The organism is Streptomyces sp. NBC_00388, from assembly GCF_036061255.1.
GTDB lineage: Bacteria > Actinomycetota > Actinomycetes > Streptomycetales > Streptomycetaceae > Streptomyces.
This window is the reverse complement of record NZ_CP107948.1, coordinates 5292913-5308735: the sequence shown is the minus strand read 5'-3', so window position 1 is coordinate 5308735 and position 15823 is coordinate 5292913. Positions and strand designations below refer to the sequence as shown.

Here is a 15823-nt window from a genome sequence, read left to right as displayed (position 1 = left end):
GGCGGAGGGCAAGACGTGCTTGGGGTCCGGCAAAGGCCGGTTCCGGAGCGTGCTCGAAACTGCTCAGGCAGGCTGTCAGGCAGTTTGGGAGGCTCCCGGAAGAAATGGCGGTCCCTGATAGGGACACTGAGCACCGAGCCACAAAGACGTCGAGTGCTGACTTGAGGTTAACACTACCGGATCCAACAAATATTCCCCCTCTCGTTCACCGGCAACCGGACGCGCTCCTACGTACCCAGTGGCAGGACGCTCGTACCGGAGGCGTCGAGCGGCAGCCGGTTGGCCGCCCACCCTTCGCCGGCCAGGCGTGCGACCTTGTCGGCCGCACCGATCTCGACCAGCGCGAGCACCGTGGGGCCCGCACCGGAGATGACTGCGGGGACGCCGTCCGCCCGCAGCCGGTTGACCAGGGCCACGCTCTCGGGCATCGCCGGAGCGCGGTACTCCTGGTGCAGTCGGTCCTCGGTGGCCGCGAACAGCAGCTCGGGGCGCCTGGTCAGCGCCTCCACGAGCAGGGCCGCGCGGCCGGCGTTGGCGGCCGCGTCCACATGGGGGACGTTCCGCGGGAGAAGGCCACGCGCGGTCTCGGTGAGCACCGGCCTGCCGGGCACGAAAACCACCGGAACGATGGAGTCCGCGGGATCCATCCGGATCGCCCGCGCGCTTCCGCCGTCGGTCCAGGCCAGTGTGAAGCCGCCGAGCAGGCAGGCGGCGACGTTGTCGGGGTGGCCCTCGATCTCGGTGGCGAGTTCGAGCAGGGCCTCGTCGTCCAGCTTCTCCGCGCCGCCTATGGTCACGGCCCGGGCGGCGACGATGCCGGCGCAGATCGCGGCGGATGAGGAGCCGAGGCCGCGGCCGTGCGGGATGCGGTTGGCGCAGACGACTTCGAGGCCGCGCGGCTGCCCACCGAGCAGGTCGAAGGCGGTGCGCAGGGACCGTACGAGCAGGTGGCTCTCGTCGCGGGGGAGCGTGTCGGCGCCCTCGCCGGCGATGTCGACGTGCAGCCCGGCGTCGGCGACCCGGACGACCACGTCGTCGTACAGCCCCAGCGACAGACCGAAGGCATCGAAGCCCGGTCCGAGATTGGCGCTGGTGGCGGGGGTGCGCACCCGGACGGCGGCGGCACGGAACGCGGGACCGGCCATCGCTCTGACGACTCTCCTTGTGAGACTGCGAGTCTGGTTCGACCGCTGGATTCTTACGGGAATTGGGCTGTGCGTACCGGGAGAGCACTCCCCCGGTGCCCCTGGGCCGGGCGCCCCGGACAGGCCGGAAGCGCACCTGTAGGACACCACAGCAGCAACACCGCGGCATATGCGGCGGGGTGGGTTGCCTACAGCTTATCGAAGGAAGGTTCTGTCGCGACATAGGGCGCACAGGAGGCGCACGATGCGTGTCGCACACTCACCATGCGCTCCGGACCGGAGAGTCCCTCCGCACACCCCGTCCGGCGGTGACGCGGCAGCTCAGAGGCGCAGCCGGGGTACAGCCGGAGCATGGCCGGGGCACGGCCGCCCGGATCGCCGAAGCGGGCCCGGGCGGGGCGGGCCCCGGCCCGCCGGAGGCTACGCCAGGCCCAGCCGCTCGGCCGCCACCACGGCGTCGACCGGCACGGTGACCGGCTGCGGGGCTCCCGCGACCGCCCAGTCCGGGTCCTTGAGGCCGTTGCCGGTGACCGTGCAGACGATCGTCTGGCCCGGGTCGACCTTGCCCTCGTCCGCCGCCTTCAGCAGGCCGGCCACCGACGCGGCCGAAGCGGGCTCCACGAAGACGCCCTCCTGCGAGGCCAACAGCCGGTAGGCGGAGAGGATCTGACGGTCGGTGACCTCGTCGATGAAACCGCCGGACTCCTCGCGCGCGTCAAGCGCGAACTGCCAGGAGGCCGGGTTCCCGATCCGGATCGCCGTGGCGATCGTGGAGGGGTCCTTGACGATCTCGCCGCGCACGATGGGCGCGGAGCCGGAGGCCTGGAAGCCCCACATCCGGGGCGTACGGCCGGCCGGGCCGTCCGCCGCGTACTCCTTGTAACCCTTCCAGTACGCCGTGATGTTGCCGGCGTTGCCGACGGGCAGCACATGGATGTCGGGGGCGTCGCCGAGGGCGTCGACGATCTCGAACGCCCCCGTCTTCTGACCCTCGATACGGGATGGATTGACCGAATTGACCAGCGCCACGGGGTAGTTGTCGGAGAGCGAGCGGGCCAGCGTCAGGCAGTCGTCGAAGTTCCCGTCCACCTGGAGGATCTTCGCGCCGTGCACCAGCGCCTGCCCCATCTTGCCCAGGGCGATCTTGCCCTGCGGCACCAGGACGGCGCAGACCATCCCGGCGCGCACGGCGTAGGCGGCTGCCGAGGCCGAGGTGTTGCCCGTGGAGGCACAGATGACGGCCTGCGCGCCCTGCTCCTTGGCGTGGGTGATCGCCATGGTCATGCCCCGGTCCTTGAAGGACCCCGTGGGGTTGGCGCCCTCGACCTTGAGGTGCACCTCGCAGCCGGTGCGCTCGGAAAGGACCTGCGCGGGTACGAGTGGCGTACCGCCCTCACGGAGCGTCACGACAGGTGTCGCGCTCGTGACCGGCAGGCGGTCCCGGTACTCCTCGATGATGCCGCGCCACTGGTGGGTGCCCTTGGTGGTCATGGGTCCTTACTCCCCTTCAACACGCATGATGCTGGCGACACCGAGCACGGTGTCGAGCTTGCGCAGCGCCTCGACGGTCCCGGAAAGGGCTGCGTCGGGCGCGCGGTGGGTGACGACGACGAGGGATGCCTCGCCGCCTCCGTCCTGCCGGCCCTGCTGGCGTACCGTGTCGATCGATACGCCCTGCTCGGCGAAGACCGTGGCCACCTGGGCGAGAACACCCGGCTTGTCGGCCACGTCGAGACTGATGTGGTAGCGCGTCACGACATCGCCCATGGGGCTCACGGGCAGCATCGTGTACGCGGACTCGCCGGGGCCTGTGGCCTCGTTGAGCCTGTTGCGGCAGACCGCGACCAGGTCGCCGAGGACCGCGGACGCGGTGGGTGAGCCGCCGGCGCCGGGGCCGTAGAACATCAGCTGCCCGGCCGCCTCGGCCTCGATGAACACCGCGTTGTACGCCTCGCGCACCGAGGCCAGCGGGTGGCTGAGCGGGATCATCGCGGGGTGGACACGCGCGGTGACGGACTTGCCGTCGGCGGCCCGCTCGCAGATGGCGAGCAGCTTGACGGTGCAGCCCATGCGCTTGGCGGACGCGATGTCGGCCGCGGTGACCTCGGTGAGGCCCTCGCGGTGGACGTCGTCGAGCCGTACCCGGGTGTGGAAGGCGATGCCCGCGAGGATCGCGGCCTTGGCGGCCGCGTCGAACCCCTCGACGTCGGCCGTGGGGTCGGCCTCGGCGTACCCCAGCGCGGTGGCCTCGTCCAGCGCCTCGGAGTAGCCCGCGCCGGTGCTGTCCATCTTGTCGAGGATGAAGTTGGTGGTGCCGTTGACGATGCCCAGGACGCGGTTCACCTTGTCCCCGGCGAGCGACTCGCGCAGCGGGCGGACGAGCGGGATCGCTCCGGCGACGGCCGCCTCGTAGTAGAGGTCCCTGCCCTGCCCCTGTGCCGCCGCGTGCAAGGCGGCACCGTCCTTGGCGAGCAGCGCCTTGTTGGCAGAGACGACGCTCGCACCGTGCTCGAAGGCGGTGGTGATGAGCGTACGGGCGGGCTCGATGCCGCCGATGACCTCGATCACGACGTCGATGTCCCCGCGTTTGACCAGGGCCATCGCGTCCGTGGTGATGAGCGAGGGGTCGATGCCCTCACGGACCTTGGAAGGACGGCGGACGGCCACACCGGCGAGCTCGACGGGGGCACCGATCCGTGCCGCGAGGTCGTCGGCGTGCGTCGTCATGATGCGCGCCACCTCTGAGCCGACGACTCCACAGCCCAGCAGCGCCACCTTCAGCGGACGCGTACGCATCATCCGACCTCACTTCTCATACTTCTACGGTTGGACCAGTCTCACTCACCGGACGGGGGTTTCTGTCCCCCGTCCGGATTCTGAGATGACTATTTCACTAGCCGACATCGAGGCGCAGGAGATCTTCCTCCGTCTCGCGCCGGACGATCACCCGGGCCTCGCCGTCCCTGACGGCGACGACGGGCGGCCGGAGCGCGTGGTTGTAGTTGCTCGCCATCGCGCGGCAGTAGGCACCGGTGGCCGGTACCGCGACGAGGTCTCCGGGCGCCAGGTCCGCGGGCAGGAACGCGTCCTTGACCACGATGTCGCCGCTCTCACAGTGCTTGCCGACCACCCGGGCGAGCATCGGCTCGGCGGTCGAGGTGCGCGAGACCAGGGCCACGCTGTACTCGGCGTCGTAGAGCGCCGTACGGATGTTGTCGGACATGCCGCCGTCGACGCTGACGTAGGTGCGCAGCCCTTCGAGCGGCTTGATGGTGCCGACCTCGTACAGCGTGAAGGCCGTGGGCCCGACGATGGCGCGCCCCGGCTCGACGGAGATGCGCGGGGTGGCGAGGCCGGCCGCCTCGCACTCCCGGCTGACGATCTCGCCGAGCGCCTTGGCGATCTCCTGCGGCTCGCGGGGGTCGTCCTCGGAGGTGTACGCGATGCCGAGGCCGCCACCGAGGTCGATCTCGGGGAGCTCGACGCCGTGTTCGTCGCGGACCTCGGCGAGGAGCTGCACGACCCGGCGGGCGGAGACCTCGAAGCCCGCCATGTCGAAGATCTGGGAGCCGATGTGGGAGTGGATACCGATGAGTTCGAGGCCGTCGAGCTTGAGCGCCCTGCGGACGGCTTCGGCCGCCTGGCCGTCGGCGAGGGCGATCCCGAACTTCTGGTCCTCGTGCGCGGTGGCGATGAACTCGTGCGTGTGCGCCTCGACGCCGACGGTGACCCGGATCTGGACCGGCTGGCGCACCCCGTGGCTCTGCGCGATGTGGGCGACCCGGACGATCTCCTGGAAGGAGTCGAGGACGATGCGGCCGACTCCGGCCTCGACGGCCCGCTCGATCTCCTCGGCCGTCTTGTTGTTGCCGTGGAAGGCGATGCGCTCGGCGGGCATCCCCGCGGCCAGCGCGGTGGCCAGCTCGCCGCCCGAGCAGACGTCGAGGTTGAGCCCCTCTTCCCTGAGCCACTTCACGACGGCGCGCGAGAGGAAGGCCTTGCCCGCGTAGAACACGTCCGCGTCCCGCCCGAAGGCGTCGGCCCAGGCCCGGCACCTGGCCCGGAAGTCGTCCTCGTCGAGGAAGTAGGCGGGGGTGCCGAACTCCTCGGCCAGCCGGGTCACTTCGATGCCGCCGACGGTGACGACCCCGTCCGCGTTGCGGCCGACCGTACGCGCCCAGACCTTCTCGTCCAGGGTGTTGAGGTCCTCCGCGGGGGCGGAGTAGTGGCCCTCGGTGTAGACATCGGCGTGCCGGGGCCCGGCGGGGTGTGCGGAACGGCTCATCTCTTCGCTCTTTCAGATGTGTTCGGGTGCGCTGATACCGAGCAGGGACAGGCCGCCTGCCAGCACCGTCCCGGCGGCCTCGGTGAGGGCGAGCCGGGAGCGGTGGGCGGCCGTGGGTTTCTCGTCCCCGACGGGAAGCACCGAGATGTGGAACGCCAGAAAGGCATCGGCGACCACGACGAGCTGCCGTGCGATCCGGTGACCTGCGCCGAAGGGCGCGGGGGCGGTGGGGGTGAGTGCGGGGGCGGAACCGGGGACTGCCGTGGGGGCTCCCTCCCGGGGAGCCGGACGGCCCTGGGGGGCGGTCGCGGATTCGACGGCCGCGGGGTAGTCGGCGAGGGCGGCGACCAGGGCGGCCGCCCCGTGGTCCCGCTCGCAGGCGGCCTCGTAGTCGCTCCCGTACGCGGCACGGAAGCCCAGATCACGGGCGTTGCGGAGGAGAGCGCGGCTGCGGGCATGGGCGTACTGCACACGGAACAGCGGGTTGCTCTCGCGCCGCACCAGCAGCTCGTCACCACCGCCGCCGAAGAGTGCTCCCCAGCGCGCGGCGTCGAGGCCGGGACGGTCGCCGGCGGGAAAGCGGCCTGAGCCGCCCCGCGGCGTACCACTGCTTGCCGCGCCATCGGGCCCCGGTCCTTCGCACGGCGGGGCGTCAGGGCGCAGGCCGTACCGGGCGCCCTCCGCGAGCACGGTACGGACGACGCTTCCGGAGGCGTCCGGCACCAGCGTGAAGTTCAGGAAGCCGGGCCCGGTGACCTCGACACGCTCGATCCCCCGCGTCCCGGCGAGCCGCTGCCGCAGGGCCTCGGCGACCGCGCGGGGCGCCATCCCTGCCGGGCCGGCCAGCTGGAGGGCCGCGCTGGTCGCGTAGTCGCCGCGCCCGCCCGGCCTGGGCCGCTCGACCCTGACCCGCTCCGGCACCGGCACGCACAGGGCACCCTCGTCCACCGCGCGGCGCACGGCGCGCGCGACAGTGAGGGAGAGCTCTGCGGGAGTCACAGGACCAGCGTATGGGAGAAGGGGGGCCACTCCGCGAACCGGTTTCGCCATCCGGTCAGCCGAGGGTGCTCCCCGCCCATCCCGCGGGCGTGCTCCCGCCGCCCGGTGTGCTCCGGTCAGGGGCACCCGCGGGCGAGCGCTCCAGCCGCATCAGCCGGCCCACGAGCCGGATCAGCTCGGCAGGCTCGAAGGGCTTGGCCAGAAAGGCGTCGACCCCGGAGGCGAGTCCGCTCTCCACCTCCTGCTGGGAACACGCGCTGATGATCGCGAGCGGCAGCCGGCAGGTCCGCGGGTCGGCGCGCAGCCGTGCAGCGGTCCGCAGACCGTCGAGGCGGGGCATCACGACGTCGAGGGTGATCACATCGGGGGCGACCCGGTGGACGACGTCCAGGCACTCGGCACCATCGGCCGCGGTCACGACCTCGAAGCCCTCCAGTTCGAGATTGACCCTGATCAACTGCCGGATGACCTTGTTGTCGTCGACAACGAGCACCCTGCCGTACGTGCCTGACACACCTGCGAGCGTAGGACCGCGGCCACCGTCGCGTCCGGGTTTTGCCCACTTCCACCCCGTGCGGGGAAGGGACCCGGTCCCCCGCGGAAACCTGTTCATGATCACCCCTGCTGAGCTGGTAGGGTTCTACCCGTCGCCGCTTACCGCAGCGATACGCCCCCGTAGCTCAGGGGATAGAGCATCGGCCTCCGGAGCCGGGTGCGCAGGTTCGAATCCTGCCGGGGGCACTTCCGGATGGACCCTCCGATCAGCGGAAACGCTGCTCGGAGGGTCTTTTTCATGCGGTCTGCGGTGCTCGGGCCGCAGTGGCCGACGGGCCCGTACGAAGCACCGGGGCACCCGGGGCACACACACCCCGCCCCCTCTCCTCAGCGGCCGGGCGGTGCGAACTCCGGCTGGTCGAGCAGGCGTTGCCAGCTCCCGTCGGGCTGACGGCGGACCACCTGGGCGCGGGCGCCCGTTCCGTCCTTGGGTGGGGTCGAGGTGAGCGCGATGTCGCCGTTGACCAGCGTCGGCAGCGGCTGTTCCGGTTCGAAGTGGGGCCGGTGCGAGAGCACCTTCTCCCACAGGGCGCGGATCGCCTCACGGCCCACCGTCCGTTCGCCCGGCGGATAGGCCATCACCGCACCCTCCTCGTAGAGCTCGGCGACCCCGGCCGCGTCGCCCGCGTTGGAGCGTTCGACGAACAGACGGGTGATGTCCTCGGGCCGCATCGCCTTCTCGTACTCCGGCATGGTCTCCTCCTCGTTCCGCACGGTCGGTCCCGACGCCGTACCCCCGGCCGGGTCGGGGCCGGGCGCCGTCCCCTCCGGCCTGGTCGGGCCGGGCGCCGTACCCCCAGCCTGGTCGGCCCGGAATGAGAAGTCCAACAGATGGATCTGCTGGGAACTAGAATCAGTACTCATGGACCTCAGGCAGCTGGAGTACTTCGTCGCCGTCGCCGAGGAGCGGAACTTCACCCGCGCCGCGGAGCGTGTGCACATCAGCCAGTCCGGAGTCAGCGCTCAGATCCGGCAGCTGGAGCGCGAACTCGGTACGGAGCTGTTCGACCGGTCGGCGCGCACCGCCACCCTGACCGCCGAGGGGCGGGCCGCACTCGACCACGCTCGTGCGGCGCTTTCCGCAGCCGACGCAGTGGGCCGGGCGGTGAGCGACGTGTCCGGCGTGGTGCGGGGACGGCTCTCCGTGGGCATGGTCATCGGGTGCACCGTCTCGCCGCTCTTCGACGCGCTCGCCGCGTTCCACGGGGCACACCCCGGAGTGGAGATCTCACTGCAGGAGGACAACTCCGCCCGGCTGGTCGACGGCGTACGCGCAGGCGCCCTCGACCTGGCCCTCATCGGTACGGCCTCCCCGGCCCCCGGGGGGCTGGAGTCGCTGACCCTCATCAGTGAGCGGCTGGTCGTGGCCGTCCCCCCGGACCATGCCCTGGCGAAGCGGCGCCGGATCGCCCTGAGCGATGTCGCCCGGCACCCTGTGGTGTGCATGCCCGTCGGTACCGGCCTGCGTACCGTCTTCGACCGGGCCTGCGGGGAGCAGCGGGTCCAGCCGGTCATCGCACTGCAGGCCAGCGCCGCGGACGCCATCGCCGACCTGGCCGCCCGTGGTCTCGGGGTGGCCGTCCTCAGCGAGTCGATGGCCGAGCGGTACCGCGACCGGCTCGTTCCGCTCCCGCTGGCCGACGTACCGGCGCCCGCCCTGCTCGCCCTGGTCTGGAAGCCCTCGCCGGGGCCGGCCGTGCGTGAGCTGCTGGTGCACGGCCGGCGGGCGTTCTTCGGTTCCGCGCCGGGGCGGGCGCCCGGCCCCGCACCCGCGCCCCCGGACCGGCCCGGGCGGGGACGGGGCACGGACGGGGGCGGGGACGGGGGCGGGGTCCCGGACGACCGGTCGCGCGGGGTGGTCGGGCGAACCGGCGTCAGTTGTTCGCGATGAACTCCTTCGCCAGGGCTTCACCGCTGGTCACCGCCGCCGAGTGGCTCTCGATCGGGGCGGCCTTCGAGTTCTTGAAGAGGATGTACGTGACGCCGGAATCGGTCCCGCCGGTCTCCGGGTCGGGGTCGATGCCCAGGCTCTTTGCGGTGCTGTAGGAGGCCTCGCCGATGATCTCGTCGGGGCCGGTGTCGCCGACCACCGCGTACTCGACCTTGTTGTTGTAGATGACGGCCACCACTCCACCACCCTTGATCCCGGCCGACGAGTAGTCCCAGATACCGCTGGAGCTCGGCACGACGACGTACGGGAGCGCCGCGGCGCTCAGCGGTTTCCCGTCGGACTGGTGGAACGCGGTGTCGTCCTGGAACCAGGGGTCCGTGTCGGCGTTGCACTGCGTGGTGACCTGACCGTCGCAGTCGACGTCCATGTCGGCCTTCCAGAAGACCGCTCCGCTCTTGCCGCAGACCGGCACGGTCGCCGAAGTCTCCTCATCGGTGCGGTACTTGCCACTGGAGATCTGCGAACAGCTCCCGACCTTCGCCAGCAGGTCCGCCGCGCTCACCGATCCCTCCTGGATCTTCCGGGCCTGCTGGGCCTGCTGGGCCTGCTGGGCCTGGGGTGTCGCTGCGGTGGTGTGCGGAGTGGCCGAAGCGGGCAGCGCTGCGGCGAAAGGGGCGGCGGCGGTGATGAGAAGGGCGGCGGCGCATGGGGGCTCCTCTGCCAGGAAAGCTGTTAGGAAAGTTTCCTTACCGGGACATGACAAAGGTGCCCACCGTGAACCGCCCCGTCAACCCCGCGTACGGAAGGATGCGACGGCCGGAGATCGCGACCGCCCCGCCCGGCAACCCGGTTCCGGCCGGCCGTGCGAGCGGTGTCGGCGCCCCCGGCCTGGGGCGCCGACACCGCTCCCGGACCTAACCGCGCGGCGCCCCGCCGTGCCCCGCGGGGGACGATCCGCGCCCCGGGCCCGCCGGGTGAACGCCCTCACCGTCCGGCACCACCGGCTCGCTCAGGCCAAGGCCCGCGCCTCCGGAGACCCCGGCGAGCTCGGATCCCAGCGACTCGACCGGTACCTGCTTGCGGCTCACCCGGCCGGTCAGCAGGGACGAGACCGCGGCCACCAGACAGGCCGCCACCGCGAACCAGAAGGCGATGACCAGCCCCTGGTGGAAGGGGCCGGAGATCAGGTGCGGGAAGAACTCCTTGCTGGTGAGGTGCTTGCCCCCGTCCGGCAGCTTGGTCAGATGGTCCCCGAGAAGCTGCTGGAGGGGGTTGTAGCCCAGGAACGCGGCGAACAGGACCGCGATCGGGGGGAGCTGGGACACCTGCGAGGCCTCGGCACCCGGTACACCCTGAGCCACCAGACCGTCGTGCATCACGCTCGGCAGGGTGTGCGAGAGGCCCGCGATCATGAGACTGAAGAAGATACCGATCGACAGAACCATCGCCGAGTTCTGGAACGTCGCCGTCATCCCGGACCCGGCGCCCCGCGACTCCGCCGGGACGGCGTTCATGATCTCGGCCCGGTTGGGCGAGGCGAAGAGTCCGGAACCGACCCCGTTGACCAGCAGCAGCAGCGCGAAGACCCAGTAGTGGAAGTCGGTGGGCAGCGTCATCAGCACCAGGAAGCTCACCGCGGTCAGCAGCGCACCGCCGACCGTGAACGGCCGTGACCCGAGCCGGTCCGACAGCCAGCCGGAGAGCGGCGCCGACAGCAGGAAGCCGACCGTCAGCGGGATCATGTAGATGCCCGCCCAGAGCGGGGTCTTCTCGAAGCTGTAGCCGTGCAGGGGCAGCCATATCCCCTGCAGCCAGATGATCAGCATGAACTGGAGGCCACCGCGTCCCAGCGCGGTGAGCAGGCTGGCGATATTGCCCGCCGTGAAGGCCCGCAGCCGGAAGAGGGAGAGCCGGAAGAGCGGTTCGGCCACCTTCAGCTCGATCCAGACGAACGCACCCAGCACGGCCACCCCGCCGATCAGCGCGGTCAGCACCCACGGGTTGAGCCATCCCATGGTGCTGCCGCCGTAGGGCTGGATCCCGTAGGTGATGCCGACCAGCACCGAGATGAGGCCGACCGCGAACGTGACGTTCCCCCACCAGTCCATGCGCGCCCTGGCCCGCACGCCGGTGTCATGCAGCTTCACATAGGCCCAGATCGTGCCGAAGACGCCGAACGGTACCGATACCAGGAAGATCATCTTCCAGTTCACCGGCGCCAGTACACCGCCCAGAATCAACCCGAGGAACGAACCGGCGATGGCGGCGATGGAGTTGATACCCAGTGCCGTACCGCGCTGGTTGGCCGGGAACGCGTCGGTCAGGATCGCCGTGGAGTTGGCGAAGAGCAGTGCGCCGCCGACACCCTGCGCGATGCGCCAGCCGATCAGCCAGAGCGCGCCCGCGCTGCCGTCCATCCAGGTGACCGAGAGCATGACCGAGCAGAGCGTGAAGGCGGCGAACCCGAGGTTGTACATACGGACCCGGCCGAACATGTCGCCGAGTCTCCCGAAGGTGACCACGAGGACCGCGGTGACCACCATGAAGCCCATCAGCATCCAGAGCAGATAGCTGGTGTTCGCGGAGTCCAGCGGATCCAGATGAATACCGCGGAAGATGTCCGGAAGCGCGATCAGCACGATCGACTGATTGATCATCACCATCAGCACACCGAGCGTGGTGTTCGACAGCGCAATCCACTTGTAGTGCTCCCCCGGCCCGGCCGGGGGAGGCGACTCTGCGGGTATTCGACCGGTCATGCCCACGATGCACGTTCCCCTCTGCACGCGCCCCTGCCCCGCCGACACCGGGGGACACGGGTCGTTAGTTGACGCAAGCAATCTAACTCTTGTACGTGGCATCCACATTTTGTGGCGAGAGGGAACGCACCCTCCGGACCAGCCGGTACGCCCCTCCGGCCCCTCGCGTCACCCCGGCCACCGGCAGGAGCGCGCGGGCGCGGAGTACGGAGCGGACACCAAAGCAGCACGTCAGCGCGTGCCCGACCCGGCGCTCGGTACGGCCGGCAGGGGCGCGGGCGCAGGGCTCACGGATCGGATCTTTACCGAACGTGTATCTTATTTGTGACTCAGCTCACCACACATGGAAGGCTGGACCCGGCCACCCGGGGAGCAGGGCGAGGCGCGGCCGCACCCCTAACGCGCCCGGTTCAGGCGCGGTTGACGGTGCCTCCGGCACGGGCATCCGCACAGCGGTGGGCGCGGGTGGTGCCGGGCCTCAGGCCGACGCACGCTTCTTCCGCCCGCTCCCGGACGACCCGGCGGCGGCCGCCTTCCTGGCTGCGCCGCCCCCGGCCGACGCCCCAGGCGAAGTCTTCTTCGCCGGGGCCTTCTTCGCCGTGGCCTTCTTCGCCGTGGCCTTCTTCGCCGTGGCCTTCTTCGCCGTGGCCTTCTTCGCCGGGGCCTTCTCGGCCGGAGCCTTCTTCGCCGTGGTCTTCTTCGCCGACGAGGAGCCACCGCTGTGTCCGCCCGAGGCCGTGCTGCGCGCGGTGGTCTTCTTCGCCGCCGCCTTCTTCGGGGCCGCACGGCCCGAAGCCGCCTTCTTCGGGGCCGGCTTGGCAGCCCGGCCCCCGGCCTGAGCGCCCTCGCCCCTCGCTTCCGCCCTCCGCTTCCCGGCCGGCCGCAACTCCCGGACGTCGGCGCCCGCACCCGCATCCCCGCCGTTCTCCTCACCCGTGGACCTCGCCGCCCGCACGCTCTTCTCCAGGGCCGACATCAGGTCGATGACCTTGCCCTCACCGGTGTCCCCGGCGGGCTGGGCGGGTGTCTGTTCGCCGGAGGCCTTCGCGGCGACCAACTCCTCCACCGCTTCCCGGTAGTCGTCGTGCAGCGAGTCCATCTCGACCTCGCCCAGGGTGTCCATCAGAGTGTCGGCCAGGTCGAGTTCCGCGTCACGCACCTTGATGCCGGTCTCCGGGGCAGCGCCTTCGTACGACCTGATCTCGTCCGGCCAGAGCAGCCCGTGCATGGCGATGGTGTCGCCGACGACCCGCAGCATGCCGAGCCGCTCCCTGCCGCGCAATGCGAACTTGCCGATGGCGGCCCGGCGGCTGCGCTTCAGCGCCTCACGCAGCAGGACGTAGGGCTTCGCGGCCTGGAGTCCGCCGGCGACCAGGTAGTAGGCCGAGCCCATCTGCAACGGGTCGATGGAGTCGAACGGCACGAACGCCACGATGTCGATCGTCTTCGCGGTCGGCAGGGGCAGTGCGGCCAGGTCCTCGTCGGTGATCGGGACGACGGAGCCGTCGTCGGCCTCGTACGCCTTGCCGATCTCGTCGGCGGTGAGCTCCTCCCCGTCCAGCTCGCAGACCTTCCGGTAGCGGATACGGCCGCCGTCGGCGATGTGGATCTGGCGGAAGGAGACGGAGTGGTTCTCGGTGGCGTTCACCAGCTTGACCGGAATGCTCACCAGCCCGAAGGAGATCGCCCCGTTCCAGATGGATCGCACAGTGGCTCCCGTCCGTCCGTACCGCTCCGCAGGGCCCGTGGCCCCCGCGAGCGCTCTGCGCCCGCCAGCTCCATCCTGCTATCTATCGCATTCTTCGCATTTCGTGGGATTCTCATCGTATGTCGCCGATCACCGAGGTGGAGGGGCGGCGCCTTTCGCTCACCCACCTCGACAAGGTCCTGTATCCGGCCACGGGCACCACGAAGGGTGAGGTCCTGCACTACTGCGCCAGCACGGCGGGGGCCCTGCTGGCGCATCTGCACGACCGCCCCGTCTCCTTCCTGCGGTATCCGGACGGCCCCGGCGGCCAGCACTTCTTCACCAAGAACGTGCCGCCCGGCACCCCCTCCTGGGTACACACGGCGGAGGTGCCGCGCTCCAGGACCAGGGACGCCCGGCAGGTTCTGCTGCAGGACCTGGCGAGTCTGATGTGGGCGGCCAATCTGGTGGTGGAGTTCCACACGCCCCAGTGGCAGGCCGGGGCGCCGGCCCGCGCCGACCGTCTCGTCCTGGATCTGGATCCCGGGGAGCCCGCCACCGCGGTCGAGTGCTGCACGGTGGCGCTGTGGCTGCGGGAGCGGCTGTCGGCCGACGGACTGACCGCGTACGCGAAGACCTCGGGCTCCAAGGGGCTGCACCTGCTGGCACCGCTGGAGCCGACGCCGTCGGACGAGGTGTCCGCGTACGCCAAGCGGCTCGCGGTCGAGGCCGAGGCCGCCCTGCCCGAGCTGGCCCTGCACCGGATGAAGCGGGCGCTGCGGCCGGGCAAGGTCTTCGTGGACCACAGCCAGAACGCGGCGGCGAAGACCACGGCGGCGCCGTACACGGTGCGCGCACGGGCCGAGCCGACCGTCTCCACACCGGTGACCTGGGACGAGATCGAGGCGTGCACGGCCCCCGCGGACCTGGTCTTCATGATCGACGACATCGGCCCGCGGCTCCAGCGCTACGGTGATCTGCTGGGCCCGCTGATCAATCCCAACCGGGCCCGGCCGCTGCCCCGCTGAACCAGTACCCACCGGGCCCGGCCGCTGCCCCGCCGGTCAACACCGGCCGGGCCCGGCCTGCCCCCACCCGACCCGTCACACCCTCAGCCACGTCCGCCGGTCACGGGCCGTGGCGTACAGCGAATCGACGTCCGCCGGTTTCAGGACTCCTCCCAGCCCGGCAAGACCGCCCACCTCGCCGTCCCGCAGCAGCCGTACGCCCGTCTGCCCGCCGTCCCTGACCAGCACGGCACTCCCCGGCGCGGTCCGCGGGCCGGTCCCCCCGCGTCCGGCCGCGCCCCGCCGCACCGGGTCCACCCCGGCCGCCCCGACGATCCCGAGCACCGGACGTACCGCGGTGGCCAGGGCGAGCGAGGCGCGCTCCGCTTCGTGGCGGGCCCACCGCAGCTGCGGCTCCGGCTGCCCGCGTCCCGTCGTGACCAGCGGATCCGCAATCCGGACCCGCCGCTTCCCGGCGTACAGGGTCCGCACGGACAGCACCCCGGCCGGGCCGATCAGGAGATGGCCGATATACCCGCCGCCGGGCAGCGGCACCGCGTGCAGCACCCGCCATCCGGCCCCCTCCAGGGTGTCCAGCTCGGCCCCCAGCACCTCCTGAGCGGTGAGCGCGGTGAGCGCGGCACGCCGGGGAGCCCTCCGGAAGCGGGAGGCGGGGATCGCGGCCAGTGTCGCGTGCAGCGCCTCGCCCGGCCGGTTGGGCGCGAGGTCGTCGTCCGGATGGAGCGTGAGCAGCGCGAGCTCGGCCGGGGTGGGTACGGGCGGCGGGCCGACCGCGGGCTCCCCCGTCAGGTAGGGCGCGAGGGCGGCGAGCACCTCGGCCCTGTACTCGTCCAGGACCAGGCTGACCTGGCCGGACTCCCGGTCGTACCAGGCGGCGGCCCGGCCTCCCGGCAGCGTGACGTACAGACACGTCCTGCCCCGGTACCGCCCCGGCGTGACCCTGAGTTCCGGCATACCGCATCACCCCACCCCGACCATGGGAACAGGCCGGGCGCCGCAAGGGCAAGAAGCCGGTTACGGTGTACCGCGATTACTGACCACGAGGGGACCCATCATGATCATTTTTGGCAGTAGAGGCTATCTCTACCAGCTGGCCATACTGACGCTGGTGTGCGGGCGCTGCGGAAATCCGTCCGCGCACACGCTCCGCAAGCGCGTCACCAAGTTCACGCTCTTCTTCGTGCCGCTCTTCCCGCTCTCCGTCAAGTACGCGACACAGTGCACCTTCTGCGGTGTCGAGAACCGGACCACCAAGGAGCAGGCCGAGCAGCTCCTCGCGCAGAGCGCCGCCATGCCGCAGGGGCCGCAGCAGGGTTACGCGCAGCCCACCCCGCAGCAGCAGGGACAGAACCCGTACCAGCAGTGAGCCACCGCCGGCCACGCGGCCGGCGATGCCGGTCCGGGCGGCCCTGACAGAGCGTCACACCAGGGCCGTCCCACGGCCGTCCCGCGACGGCCATCGCCCGCACGGCCC

The 15823-nt window shown here is 71.1% G+C and carries 14 protein-coding genes and 1 tRNA gene; 4 read left to right on the top strand and 11 right to left on the bottom strand.

Annotation, left to right across the window (positions count from 1 at the left end; genetic code table 11):
• Positions 1 to 227: 227 nt before the first annotated feature.
• The 6 genes from thrB to OG917_RS23800 all read right to left on the bottom strand — a co-directional run bounded on the left by thrB (position 228) and on the right by OG917_RS23800 (position 6943).
• Complete coding sequence (gene thrB, locus OG917_RS23825; RefSeq protein WP_328319649.1) at positions 228 to 1145, bottom strand: homoserine kinase; 918 nt, start codon at positions 1143 to 1145, stop codon at positions 228 to 230.
• A gap of 420 nt (positions 1146 to 1565) precedes the next feature.
• On the bottom strand, positions 1566 to 2636 hold the full coding sequence (gene thrC, locus OG917_RS23820; protein ID WP_328319648.1) for a threonine synthase: 1071 nt from the start codon (positions 2634 to 2636) through the stop codon (positions 1566 to 1568).
• Positions 2637 to 2642: 6 nt separating this feature from the next.
• A complete protein-coding gene (locus OG917_RS23815) occupies positions 2643 to 3944 on the bottom strand; it encodes a homoserine dehydrogenase (RefSeq protein WP_328319647.1) in 1302 nt (433 codons plus the stop codon).
• 94 nt (positions 3945 to 4038) lie between these two features.
• On the bottom strand, positions 4039 to 5430 hold the full coding sequence (lysA, locus tag OG917_RS23810) for a diaminopimelate decarboxylase (protein WP_328319646.1): 1392 nt from the start codon (positions 5428 to 5430) through the stop codon (positions 4039 to 4041).
• A 12-nt stretch (positions 5431 to 5442) separates the two neighbouring features.
• On the bottom strand, positions 5443 to 6429 hold the full coding sequence (locus tag OG917_RS23805; protein WP_328319645.1) for a DALR anticodon-binding domain-containing protein: 987 nt from the start codon (positions 6427 to 6429) through the stop codon (positions 5443 to 5445).
• Positions 6430 to 6484: 55 nt separating this feature from the next.
• On the bottom strand, positions 6485 to 6943 hold the full coding sequence (locus OG917_RS23800) for a response regulator (protein ID WP_328319644.1): 459 nt from the start codon (positions 6941 to 6943) through the stop codon (positions 6485 to 6487).
• A 155-nt stretch (positions 6944 to 7098) separates the two neighbouring features.
• Here OG917_RS23800 and OG917_RS23795 point away from each other — a divergent pair.
• Positions 7099 to 7170 (top strand) — tRNA-Arg (locus OG917_RS23795).
• A 141-nt stretch (positions 7171 to 7311) separates the two neighbouring features.
• Here the strand turns inward: OG917_RS23795 and OG917_RS23790 are convergent.
• Positions 7312 to 7677 carry a YybH family protein gene (locus OG917_RS23790; protein WP_328319643.1) on the bottom strand — a complete coding sequence of 122 codons (366 nt, stop codon included), beginning with the start codon at positions 7675 to 7677 and terminating at the stop codon, positions 7312 to 7314.
• A 169-nt stretch (positions 7678 to 7846) separates the two neighbouring features.
• Here OG917_RS23790 and OG917_RS23785 point away from each other — a divergent pair, with 169 nt between their 5' ends.
• Complete coding sequence (locus tag OG917_RS23785) at positions 7847 to 8875, top strand: LysR family transcriptional regulator (protein WP_328319642.1); 1029 nt, start codon at positions 7847 to 7849, stop codon at positions 8873 to 8875.
• Here OG917_RS23785 and OG917_RS23780 read toward each other — a convergent pair.
• The 3 genes from OG917_RS23780 to ku all read right to left on the bottom strand — a co-directional run bounded on the left by OG917_RS23780 (position 8859) and on the right by ku (position 13342).
• Complete coding sequence (locus tag OG917_RS23780; protein ID WP_443059099.1) at positions 8859 to 9599, bottom strand: glycoside hydrolase family 75 protein; 741 nt, start codon at positions 9597 to 9599, stop codon at positions 8859 to 8861. The two genes, OG917_RS23785 and OG917_RS23780, sit on opposite strands and share 17 nt — an antisense overlap.
• A gap of 190 nt (positions 9600 to 9789) precedes the next feature.
• Complete coding sequence (locus OG917_RS23775) at positions 9790 to 11634, bottom strand: MFS transporter (RefSeq protein ID WP_328319640.1); 1845 nt, start codon at positions 11632 to 11634, stop codon at positions 9790 to 9792.
• A gap of 478 nt (positions 11635 to 12112) precedes the next feature.
• Positions 12113 to 13342 carry a non-homologous end joining protein Ku gene (gene ku / locus OG917_RS23770; protein WP_328319639.1) on the bottom strand — a complete coding sequence of 410 codons (1230 nt, stop codon included), beginning with the start codon at positions 13340 to 13342 and terminating at the stop codon, positions 12113 to 12115.
• Positions 13343 to 13461: 119 nt separating this feature from the next.
• Between ku and ligD the strand changes: the two genes are divergently transcribed.
• Positions 13462 to 14349 (top strand): non-homologous end-joining DNA ligase, encoded by an 888-nt coding sequence (gene ligD / locus OG917_RS23765; RefSeq protein WP_328319638.1) that lies wholly within the window; start codon positions 13462 to 13464, stop codon positions 14347 to 14349.
• A gap of 75 nt (positions 14350 to 14424) precedes the next feature.
• On the opposite strand, the gene OG917_RS23760 is transcribed toward ligD, so the two are convergent.
• Positions 14425 to 15303: an NERD domain-containing protein gene (locus tag OG917_RS23760; protein ID WP_328319637.1), complete on the bottom strand. Its 879-nt coding sequence runs from the start codon at positions 15301 to 15303 to the stop codon at positions 14425 to 14427.
• Positions 15304 to 15403: 100 nt separating this feature from the next.
• On the opposite strand from OG917_RS23760, the gene OG917_RS23755 reads away from it, so the two are divergent.
• The gene (locus tag OG917_RS23755; RefSeq protein WP_328319636.1) at positions 15404 to 15715 is read left to right on the top strand and encodes a zinc-ribbon domain-containing protein; all 312 of its coding nucleotides are present in this window, start codon (positions 15404 to 15406) and stop codon (positions 15713 to 15715) included.
• Positions 15716 to 15823: the final 108 nt, after the last annotated feature.

Excerpts from the sequence above, each read along its gene's own strand:
- thrB (WP_328319649.1), bottom strand. The coding sequence starts at position 1,145 with ATGGCCGGTCCCGCGTTCCGTGCCGCCGCCGTCCGGGTGCGCACCCCC.
- thrC (WP_328319648.1), bottom strand. The coding sequence starts at position 2,636 with ATGACCACCAAGGGCACCCACCAGTGGCGCGGCATCATCGAGGAGTAC.
- OG917_RS23815 (WP_328319647.1), bottom strand. The coding sequence starts at position 3,944 with ATGATGCGTACGCGTCCGCTGAAGGTGGCGCTGCTGGGCTGTGGAGTC.
- lysA (WP_328319646.1), bottom strand. The coding sequence starts at position 5,430 with ATGAGCCGTTCCGCACACCCCGCCGGGCCCCGGCACGCCGATGTCTAC.
- OG917_RS23790 (WP_328319643.1), bottom strand. The coding sequence starts at position 7,677 with ATGCCGGAGTACGAGAAGGCGATGCGGCCCGAGGACATCACCCGTCTG.
- OG917_RS23785 (WP_328319642.1), top strand. The coding sequence starts at position 7,847 with ATGGACCTCAGGCAGCTGGAGTACTTCGTCGCCGTCGCCGAGGAGCGG.
- OG917_RS23775 (WP_328319640.1), bottom strand. The coding sequence starts at position 11,634 with ATGACCGGTCGAATACCCGCAGAGTCGCCTCCCCCGGCCGGGCCGGGG.
- ligD (WP_328319638.1), top strand. The coding sequence starts at position 13,462 with ATGTCGCCGATCACCGAGGTGGAGGGGCGGCGCCTTTCGCTCACCCAC.
- OG917_RS23760 (WP_328319637.1), bottom strand. The coding sequence starts at position 15,303 with ATGCCGGAACTCAGGGTCACGCCGGGGCGGTACCGGGGCAGGACGTGT.
- OG917_RS23755 (WP_328319636.1), top strand. The coding sequence starts at position 15,404 with ATGATCATTTTTGGCAGTAGAGGCTATCTCTACCAGCTGGCCATACTG.